The sequence below is a fragment of the Litchfieldella qijiaojingensis genome (assembly GCF_014651875.1).
Classification (GTDB): domain Bacteria; phylum Pseudomonadota; class Gammaproteobacteria; order Pseudomonadales; family Halomonadaceae; genus Litchfieldella; species Litchfieldella qijiaojingensis.
Map to the genome: position 1 here is coordinate 1 of NZ_BMXS01000060.1, position 2,648 is coordinate 2,648.

A 2,648-nucleotide genomic window follows, 5' to 3' on the forward strand; every position below is an offset into this window, starting at 1 on the left:
TGTACAGCGACAATCAAGGTGAGAGTCACGCGACAATCAAGATGAGAAAGCCGAGATCGTGTGTCGTCGAGGTCGTGAGGGCGTAGCCCGAACGACCTCGACAACGCAAAACGGCGGGATCCCCTCAGGGAGCCCGCCGGGTGATCGCAGCCAACCCGACATAGAGTGGTCTTCTCGCCAAAGAGGATCACCCCGTGCCGGGACGACACATCACCGATCACCAAGTGAGGCTTTACATGACTTTTCGCCGTAGTGATAGTCCCACCGCCGCCGCTGCCAAGGCCGCGTTCAGCACTGCCACCGCCTACCGCCTCGAGAATGACCCGCGGCTGCCGTCACAGACGGCGTCACCACGCACTCGGCGCCGGCCGGATCCGCTGGCCGGTCTCTTCGAGGCAGAGGTGGTTCCCCTGCTGGAAGCCGCACCGGGGCTGCGCCCGATTGCCTTGTTCGAGGAGTTGCGGCGCCGCCATCCCGAGCTCGAGCACGGCATCCGCCGGACCCTGGAGCGTCGGGTGCGCGCCTGGCGGGCGGTGCATGGGCCGGAGCAGGAGGTCATCTTCCGCCAGACCCACGAACCCGGGCGCCTGGGTCTGTCCGACTTCACCGACATGGCCGACCTCCAGATCACGGTGGCCGGGGTGCCCTTGGACCATCGGCTTTACCACTTCCGGATGGTGTATGGCGGCTTCCAGTACGCCCAGGTGGTGCTGGGCGGCGAGAGCTTTGTCGCGCTGGCGGAGGGTCTACAAAACGCCTTGTGGGCCCTCGGCGGCGCCCCGCGCGAGCACCGCACCGACAGCCTGTCGGCGGCCTTCCGCAACCTCGAGCAAGCGGCACAGGATGACCTCACCCAGCGCTACGAGGCGCTGTGCCGGGACTACGGCATGACGGCGAGCCGCAACAACACTGGCGTGGCCCACGAGAACGGCAGTATCGAGAGTGCCCATGGCCATCTCAAGCGCGCGATCCGCGATGCCTTGCTGCTGCGCGGCTCACGCCACTTCGATGACCTGACCGCCTACCGGGCCTTCATCGATGAACTGGTCAGTCGGCGCAACGCTCGCCATCAGCCCCGCATCGACGCCGAACGCGCCATGCTGCAGCCGCTGCCCCGGCAACGTAGCCAGGACTACGAGGAGATCCGGGTGCGGGTGACGTCCTCCGGCGGCTTCACGCTGCGCAAGGTGTTCTATTCGGTGCCTTCCCGGCTGATTGGCCATCAGCTGCGGGTGCGCCTGTATGACGATCGCCTGGAGGTGTTCATCGGCGGCAGCGCGCTGATGACCCTGCCCCGCGGGCGCGCCCAGCGCGGCGGCCGGCATGGCCATGTGGTCAACTACCATCACGTCATTCATGCCCTGCGGCGCAAGCCGATGGCGTTGTTGCACTTGGTCTACCGTGATCAGTTGTTCCCGCGGGAAGCCTATCGGCGCACCTTCGACGCCTTGCTCGCCGGGCGGGACGCCCGCTTGGCCTGTCGCTGCATGGTCGGCCTGCTGGCGTTGGCCCACGAGCGGGGCTGTGAAGCGGCACTTGCGCAGCACCTGGAGGCGCTGCTCGAGGCCGGCGAGTTGCCGCAGCTCGACGCGCTGCGCGAGCGCTTCGGTCCCGCCTCGAGCGAGCTGCCCCATATCGAGGTGCACCTGGCGTCGCTGGTGATTTATGACGCGCTGATGGACCAACCGGCCATGGGAGGGGTGGCATGAGGACTTCCTCGATGACCGATGCTGCGCGGCTCACCCTGATGCTCAACGACCTGCGCCTGCCCACCATCAAGGCCGTATGGTCGCGCTTCGCCGACCAAGCCGATCAGGAGGGCTGGCCGGCGGCGAGGCTCCTGGCCACCCTCGCCGAACATGAGCTCGCCGAGCGTGCCCGGCGCCGGCTCGAGCGCCACCTGACCGATGCCCGACTCCCGCCGGGCAAGACGCTCGACAGCTTCGACTTCACGGTGGTGCCCATGGTCTCCCAGGCACAGGTGATGGCGTTGACCAGCGGCGACCGCTGGCTCGACGAGGGCGCCAACCTGATCCTGTTCGGTCCTCCCGGTGGGGGCAAGAGCCATTTGGCGGCGGCCATTGGCCTGGCCCTGGTCGAGGCGGGCTATCGGGTGCTCTACACCCGCACCACCGACCTGGTGCAGCGGCTCCAGGTGGCTCGTCGGGAGCTCACCCTCGAGGCCGCCATCGCCAAGCTCGACAAGTACCACCTGCTGATCCTCGACGACCTGGCCTACGTCACCAAGGACCAGGCCGAGACCAGTGTCTTGTTCGAGCTGATCAGCGCGCGCTATGAGCAACGCTCGCTGCTGATCACCGCCAACCAGCCATTCGGCGAGTGGGGCAAGATTTTCCCCGATCCCGCCATGACGTTGGCCGCCGTCGACCGCCTGGTTCACCACGCCACCCTCTTCGAGCTCAACGTCGACAGCTATCGTCGCCGCACCGCGATGGACAACAAGCGCTCACGCGGGCGACCGGCGACGCGCGCGACACTCAAGACGAGTCACTCCGTGTCGCCCAGCGACACAGACTCGAATGACGCAACGTGTGCACCAAGCAAGGAAGGGTAAAAGCGAAGGGGCCGCGACACCCCGGTTCTCATCCTGATTGTCGCTGGCTTCTCATCCAGATTGACGCGCTACA

At 66.7% G+C, this 2,648-nt stretch carries 2 protein-coding genes; both read left to right on the plus strand.

Going from position 1 to position 2,648, the window contains the following annotated elements:
• Positions 1–194 precede the first annotated feature (194 nt).
• On the plus strand, positions 195–1,709 hold the full coding sequence (istA, locus tag IE093_RS22155) for an IS21 family transposase (RefSeq protein ID WP_189473099.1): 1,515 nt from the start codon (positions 195–197) through the stop codon (positions 1,707–1,709).
• The gene (istB, locus tag IE093_RS22160; protein ID WP_189473101.1) at positions 1,706–2,575 is read left to right on the plus strand and encodes an IS21-like element helper ATPase IstB; all 870 of its coding nucleotides are present in this window, start codon (positions 1,706–1,708) and stop codon (positions 2,573–2,575) included. The genes istA and istB overlap by 4 nt, the downstream gene beginning before the upstream one ends.
• Positions 2,576–2,648: the final 73 nt, after the last annotated feature.